The sequence below is a fragment of the Streptomyces camponoticapitis genome, from assembly GCF_014646115.1.
GTDB lineage: Bacteria > Actinomycetota > Actinomycetes > Streptomycetales > Streptomycetaceae > Streptomyces > Streptomyces camponoticapitis.
The window spans coordinates 287,181-293,965 of the sequence record NZ_BMMV01000004.1; the positions used below are offsets into that span (position 1 = coordinate 287,181).

At 73.0% G+C, this 6,785-nt stretch carries 7 protein-coding genes; 3 read left to right on the forward strand and 4 right to left on the reverse strand.

Going from position 1 to position 6,785, the window contains the following annotated elements; genetic code table 11:
• The first annotated feature begins 125 nt into the window (after nt 1-125).
• The gene (locus tag IEY79_RS08335) at nt 126-1,940 is read left to right on the forward strand and encodes a glycoside hydrolase family 9 protein (protein ID WP_189106690.1); all 1,815 of its coding nucleotides are present in this window, start codon (nt 126-128) and stop codon (nt 1,938-1,940) included.
• A 23-nt stretch (nt 1,941-1,963) separates the two neighbouring features.
• Here the strand turns inward: IEY79_RS08335 and IEY79_RS08340 are convergent, their stop codons facing one another.
• Entirely contained in the window at nt 1,964-2,998 is a 1,035-nt protein-coding gene (locus IEY79_RS08340) for a LacI family DNA-binding transcriptional regulator (RefSeq protein WP_189106691.1), read from the reverse strand.
• Nucleotides 2,999-3,219: 221 nt separating this feature from the next.
• On the opposite strand from IEY79_RS08340, the gene IEY79_RS08345 reads away from it, so the two are divergent.
• Nucleotides 3,220-3,993, forward strand: a complete 774-nt coding sequence (locus IEY79_RS08345; RefSeq protein WP_189106692.1) for a VOC family protein — start codon at nt 3,220-3,222, stop codon at nt 3,991-3,993.
• 89 nt (nt 3,994-4,082) lie between these two features.
• Nucleotides 4,083-4,280 (forward strand): hypothetical protein, encoded by a 198-nt coding sequence (locus tag IEY79_RS08350; protein WP_189106693.1) that lies wholly within the window; start codon nt 4,083-4,085, stop codon nt 4,278-4,280.
• 52 nt (nt 4,281-4,332) lie between these two features.
• On the opposite strand, the gene lysA is transcribed toward IEY79_RS08350, so the two are convergent.
• From lysA to IEY79_RS08365, 3 genes are all read right to left on the reverse strand, one after another.
• Nucleotides 4,333-5,664, reverse strand: a complete 1,332-nt coding sequence (lysA, locus tag IEY79_RS08355) for a diaminopimelate decarboxylase (RefSeq protein ID WP_189106694.1) — start codon at nt 5,662-5,664, stop codon at nt 4,333-4,335.
• Nucleotides 5,661-6,047: an SAV_915 family protein gene (locus IEY79_RS08360; protein WP_229700744.1), complete on the reverse strand. Its 387-nt coding sequence runs from the start codon at nt 6,045-6,047 to the stop codon at nt 5,661-5,663. The genes lysA and IEY79_RS08360 overlap by 4 nt, the downstream gene beginning before the upstream one ends.
• Before the next feature lie 169 nt (nt 6,048-6,216).
• Nucleotides 6,217-6,785: helix-turn-helix transcriptional regulator (locus tag IEY79_RS08365; RefSeq protein ID WP_229700745.1), on the reverse strand; the 569-nt coding region annotated here is incomplete at its 5' end.

Genomic DNA, 6,785 nt, shown 5'->3' on the forward strand with positions numbered 1-6,785 from the left:
CGGACGCGGCGTCCCGCACACGCGTGAAGGGCGCGGGTCATCGGGGTGTCGGTCCGATTCTATGAAGAATCGTCCGTTATGTTCTCCGCGACCCGGTCCCAGGTGTGCCGCGGAGGCGCCGACCCATGCGTACGTTCCTGCTCTCCTCCCTGTCGCTCGCCCTGGTCGCCGCCGTGGTGCCCGCCGCGTTCGGGCAGACCACGACCGGCGGAACGAGGGGCCCTGGCCCGGTGTTGGTCAACCAGATCGGCTACGCGACCGGCGCCGACAAGATCGCGACCGTGGTCGCGGCGGCCAAGTCGCCGGTGAAGTGGCAGCTCAAGGACGACAGGGGCCGTACGGTCGCCTCCGGCACCACCCGCGTCGTAGGCGCCGACAAGGCGTCCGGCGACCATGTCCACCACGCCGACTTCTCCCGGGCCACCGGCCAGGGGGTCCGCCGGCTCACGGTCGCGGGCGTCGGTACGAGCGCGCCGTTCACCGTCACGCGTAAGCCGCTCCACCCGGACCTCGGCCGAGAAGCCATGGGGTACTTCTACTTCCACCGCATGGGCACCCCGGTCAGGGCCGAGCACCTCCAGCACGCCGCCCACGCGCACGCCGCCCTGCACCCCGGCGACAACTCCGTTCCCTGCTACAAGAACTGGTGCGGCAAGGACTCCCGGACCGGCAAGGGGCAGCGGCTCGACGTCGCGGGTTCCTGGGCGGACGGCGGCGACTTCGGCGTCTACCCCGTCAACCATGCCATCGCCGCCTGGACCCTGCTGAACATCTACGAGCGCAGGAACAAGGCGTACCCGGACGGCAGCCTCGCCCTCCCCGAGCGGGCCAACGGAGTGCCGGACATCCTCGACGAGGTCGCGTACGGCTCACGCTTCATGTCCGGCATGCTCCCCGAAGCCGGCCTGGCGTCGCACAAGGTGCACAACCACGCATGGAGCCCGTTCCCGGTCAAGGACATCGCCGCCGAGAACGCCATGGACCGCTCCGCGATGCCACCGTCCACCAACGCCACCTACGCCGTCGCCCGTACCAACGCCCAACTCGCCCGCGTACTGCGGAAGTTCGACGCCAAGAAGGCCGGCCGCCTCTGGTCGTCCGCGCAGGACGCCTGGAAGCGCGCCGAGGCGCGCCCCGATGTCGACTACCCCGAGGCCAACGACGGCACCGACGCCGAGGGCGGCGGCGACTACCCCGACGCCCACAACAGCGACGACCGTTACGCGGCCGCGGCCGAGCTCTATCTCACCGCCGAGCAGCGCGCCGACCGCACCGCCAGGACCTACCGCGGCGTCGTCACCCGCTCCGCGCACTACGGCGAGATCGCCCCCGTCGACTGGGGCCGGGTCGCCCCGGCCGGCACCCTCTCGCTGCTCGCCGTGCGCAACAGCCTCCCCGCCGCCGACCTGGCCCGGATGCGTACGAGTCTGCGTACCGCCGCCGACACGCTCGTCAAGACGCAGCGGGGCGAGGGGTATCCGGCGCTGATCTCCGGGGCCGGGGCCTACCCGTGGGGCTCCAACTCCGCGATCGTCAACCGGATGATGCTGCTCGGCACCGCGTACGACATCGGCCACGACCGGCGCCATCTGAAGGCCATGCACCGGGCCATGGACTATCTGCTCGGCACCAACGCGATGCGGATCTCGTACGTGACGGGCTACGGCGCCCACCGGGAGACCGATCTGCACGACCGGCTCGCCTGGGGGCAGTACCCAGCGACCCCGTACCCGAAGGGCTGGCTCTCCGGCGGCCCGAACAGCACTCTCATCAACGACCCGGTCACCCCCACCGGCCGTCCCGCCGCCAAGTCCTACGCCGGGCCAGGGACGGCGCCGAACGCCTGGGGCTCGAAGGAGAACACCGTCAACTGGAACGCGCCGCTGGTCTGGGTCGCCACCCATCTCAAGTCGACGGCTCCGGACCTGACTTCACGCTGACACCGTACGACGCCACCGCGTTCTCAGGACGAGGTGCGCCGTACCAGCTCGGTGGGCAGTACGACGTGCTGCCGGGGCGCGGCGGGGTCGTCGATCGCCTCCAGCAGCACGCGCGCCATCGCCCGCCCCATCTCCTCCACCGGCTGCCTCACGGAGGTGAGCGGAGGATCGGTGTGGGCGGCGATGGGGGAGTCGTCGAAGCCGACGACGGCCACGTTTTCGGGCACCCGGCGCCCCGCCGCCCGCAGCGAGTGCAGGGCGCCCGCCGCCATCACGTCGGACGCGGCGAACACCGCGTCCAGGTCCGGGTGGCGGGCCAGCAGCTCCGTCATCGCCCGCCGCCCGCTCTCCTCGGTGAAGTCACCGTGCGCGGTCCACGACGGGTCCGCGCCGCCCCCCGCCGCCGCCACGGCCTCCCGATACCCGCCGAGCCGGCACTGCGCCACGTACATGTCGAGCGGCCCGGTGATCGTGGCGATCCGCCGCCGCCCGGTCTCCGCGAGGTGCCGCACCGCGGAGCGGGCGCCGTCCACGTTGTCGGAGTCGACGTAGCTCACGGACTCGCCGGCCGTACGACGGCCGCTCAGCACGGTCGGCATGCCCGTCTCGGCGAGCAGATCCGGCAGCGGGTCGCTGCCGTGCACGGACACCATCAGTACTCCGTCGACGCGGCCGGCGCGCGCGTACTGGAGGAAGCGCCGGCGTTCCTTCTCGGTGCGTACGAGCGTGAGCAGCAGCTGCATCTCGGTGTCGGCGAGGCCGGTGCCCACACCGTGGAGCACGTCGGAGAAGTACGGCTCGGCGAAGAACCGCTTCTCGGTCTCCGGGATCACCAGCGCGACCGCGTCGGTACGGTTCCCGGCGAGGGCGCGGGCCGCCCGGTTGGGTATGTAGCCCAGTTCGGCGATGGCCCGCTCGACGAGCTCTCTGGTGGACTCCCGCACCCGGGGGGAGTTGTTGACGACGCGCGAGACGGTGCCCCGCCCCACACCCGCGTGCGCCGCCACCTCTTCGAGGGTGGGCTGCCCGCGCCGGCCCGTACGTCCCCTTGCCACCATCCTGCGACCTCCATCGGGGGGCTCCGCCGGGGGACCGTCATCCAACCATTGGGAGCGCTCCCACGATAAGTGGTTGATCATATCGCGGACAGCGCACGGGTGCCGCTCAGCATTACCTTCAAATACATTCAAAGGTGGCTGGCGTGCACGTAAGGGCAATAGCCTTCGGACGCGTCGCACGGGGGCAGCGATGGGCAGTGGTTTCGATGGAACGGAGCGGGATGACAAAGGCACAGGGAGTCGCGGGAGCGCCGATCTGGGTGAGTCTGCTGGCACGTGAACTGCCGGGCGCCCAGGACTTCTACGGCAAGGTCCTCGGCTGGACCTACCGGCGCGCGGGACTCGGTGACGACTTCTCGGTGGCGCTCATCGACGGCATGCCCGTCGGAGGTATCGGAGCACTCGCGTCCTCGCTCCAGGTGGCCGTCTCCTGGACCCCGTACTTCAACGTCACGGACGTGGACGAGGCGGCGGCCCGGATCAGGGAGCGCGGCGGCACGGTCGGCGTCGGCCCGCTGGCCTTCCACACCGGGCGCGCCGCGCTCGCGGTCGACCCGGACGGCGCCGTCTTCGGGATCTGGGAAGGGTCCGTGCGCACCGACTGGTCGATGGGACGCGGCAGCGGCTCGGCCTCGCTGGAGCTGTGCACCAGGAACGCCGCCGCGGCCGGGCGCTTCTACTCGCTCACGCTCGGCTGGGAGCCGGAGGGCGAGGGGAAACTGCGCCTGGCGTACGGGGAGGACGGGGCGGTGCTCCTCGACGGCGACGAGCCGCTCGCGCGGATCAGGGGCGGCGCCGTACAGGCGTCCCCCGACCCGCAGATCCGGCCGCGCTGGCACGTGCACTTCAACGTGCGGGACGTGGACGCGGCCGTCGAGTCGGCGCTGGCGTCCGGGGGCTCTCTCGTGGTGCGGTCGGACGCGTCGGCGGAGGTGGCGGAGGCGACGCTCCGGGACCCGGACGGGGCGCTCTTCACGGTCACCACCGCGGTCTGAGAGAGCGTGGGACGGGACGGGTTGGCTCCGTCCCGTCCGAGTACCGCGAGTTCACCCGGACCGGCGACCAGGCCCACCGCGCGTTCCTTGTGGACGGATTCCCCGCCGGGATCTGGCCGTTGGAGGACGGCGGCGAGGGCGGCGAGCAGGGGACGCCGACCGTGCGTGCCCTCGGTTCGCCGACACGCGCGCGGCGAGACGCGGTGGCCGAGGAGGGCGAGCCGATGCCCGTGTCCCTCTCCTCGGCCACCGCCCCCTCGTACGCCGTGCGCTTCGCGGACTTCTGACGCCCGCTCCAGGTCCTGCCCCCCCGGCAGGACCTGGCCCCCGGTCCGGGCCTCAGAGCCCGACGTCGCGGCGCCATTGGTCGTCGAACGTCTCGCGTCGCACCAGCAGACGCGACCGCCCCTCGGCGACCGCCACCACCGGCGGGCGGCCGGTCATGTTGTAGCCCGACGCCATCGACACGTGGTACGCCCCCGACGCGGGCACCGCGAGCACGTCGCCGGGCCGGATGTCGTCCGGCAGCTCCACCCCGTCGGCGAGCACGTCCCCCGCCTCGCAGTGCCGGCCGACGACCGTGGCCGCCCGCATCGGGGCCGCCGATGCGCGCCCGACGCGGCGGACCGTGTAGCGGGCGCCGTACAGCGCGGGGCGCGGGTTGTCGCTCATGCCGCCGTCCACGGCCACGAAGACCCGGCCGCCCGTCCGTTTCACGGCGAGCACCCGGTACAGCGCGATCCCGGCCGGCGCCATGATCGAGCGGCCGGGCTCCAGGGTCAGCCGCGGGACAGGCAGCCCCGCCTCGGCGCAGGCGCCGATCAGCGCCCGCCTGATCCGCCGTGCGTACACGGCGGGTGCCGGAGCCTCGTCGCCCGGCAGATACGCCGCGGCGAAGCCGCCGCCCAGGTCCAGCTCGGGCAGCACGACGCCGAACCGGTCCCGGATGCGTACGAGGAAGGAGACCAGCTCCCGCGCGGCCCGCTCGTACGGCTCGGGCGAGACGATCTGCGAGCCCAGGTGGCAGTGCAGACCGACCAGTTCGAGCTGAGGCTGGCCCATGATCCGGGCCACGGCGTCCTCCGCGTCCCCGTTCGCGATCGACAGCCCGAACTTCTGGCCCTCGGTCCCCGTACGGATCTTCGGATGGGCGCCGGCCTCGATCCCCGGCAGTACGCGGATCATCACCTGCTGCGAGTCGTGCGCGGGCACCTGCGCGGCGAGCCTGGCTATCTCGCAGTCCGCGTCGATGACGATCCTGCCCACACCGAGCCGCAGCGCGGTCCGCAGATCCCGCGGCGACTTCGCGTTGCCGTGCAGCACGATCCGCTCGGTGGGGAAGCCCCGCGTGGCCGCGAGCTCCAGCTCGCCCGCCGAGCAGACGTCCAGGCCGAGGCCCTCCTGCTCCATCCAGTCCACGACGGCGCGGCACAGGAACGCCTTCGCCGCGTAGACGATCTCCGCCTCGGGCAGCGCGCGCAGCCACGCGCGGGCCCGGGACCGTACCTCGCCCTCGTCGAGTACGTAGGCGGGGGTGCCGAAGCGCTCGGCCAGCTCCAGGAGGGAGACGCCCGCCACGAGAAGGTCACCGCCGGGCGCGGACACGGCCGACGCGGGCCAGACGGACGGGGTGCTCAGCTCGTTGACGACGAGCAGCGGTTCGGTGGTCACGCGCCCACCGCCAGCGGCACCTCGCCGGTGTGGCGCAGACACGGCCTCACCGTCGTGCGGGTGGGGGTGTGGCCAGGCGCGGGCGTCCGCAGGCCGACCGGCGCGGCCGCGAGCTGCGGGTCGACGGTCACGAGGACCACGCCGAGCGGTTCCGAAAGCGCCCGCAGGCACGTTTCCGCAAGCCGGATGTAGGGCTGCCGCGGGCCGAGCGCGGCGGTCAGCCGCCCTACGCTCGTGAAACCGACGGCCGTACGCGCGCCGAGCGGTGTGCGCATGAAGCGCAGCTGCTTGCCCCCGGCGGAGCCGAGCCGTACGGGTACGTACAGCGGCCCCGCCGGCTTCCGTTCTTCGGGGTCCGCGTCTTCGTGGGTGGTGCTCTCCATGGTGTCCTCCCCAGGGGAGTCGTCGCTGTCTGACACCTGGAAGCTATGCCCGGCCGGGGGCGGACCGGACATCTCATGACGCGGCGTTGACCGGCCGGGCCGGTTATTTGACGGTTCTCTTACGGCGCGGCCCCCGGCCCCTCCGGCGCACCCCTGCCCCGCACGTCCTTCAGGGCAGCAGCCCCGCCCGGCGCGCGGCCACCACCGCCTCCAGACGGGTGTGCGCGCCCAGCTTCCGCATCGCGGCCCGCAGATACCCCTTCACCGTCTCCGGCCGAAGCCCCAGCCGCTCGGCCGCCGCCGCGTTCGTCGAGCCCGCCGCCACGCACGCCAGCACGTCCACCTCCCGGGGAGCCAGCGTCACCGCCCGCCGCTCATGGCTCCCGCGCTGCTGTGGCGCGCCGCCCGCGCCCGCCAGCCGGCCGCAGACGGCGTGCAGTTCGCTCCTGAGCCCGGCGTCGACGATGCGCGGCGCGAGCGCCCGCAGTTCGCCGTACGCCTCCCTGACCTCCTCCCAGGCGCCGGCCCGCCCGTTCACCGGCTCACGGGTCATGGAGAGCAGCCGCTGCACCTCGTCCCGTACGACCAGCGACTGCTCCACGTCCCGGGCGGCCGCGACGGCGGCGTCGAAGACGCGCTCGCCCATCGGCAGCGGATCGCGCAGCGCGCCGTACAGCACACCGCGGACCTGGCGCCGCACGATCACGGGCACGGCGACCACCGAGCGCAGTCCCTCGG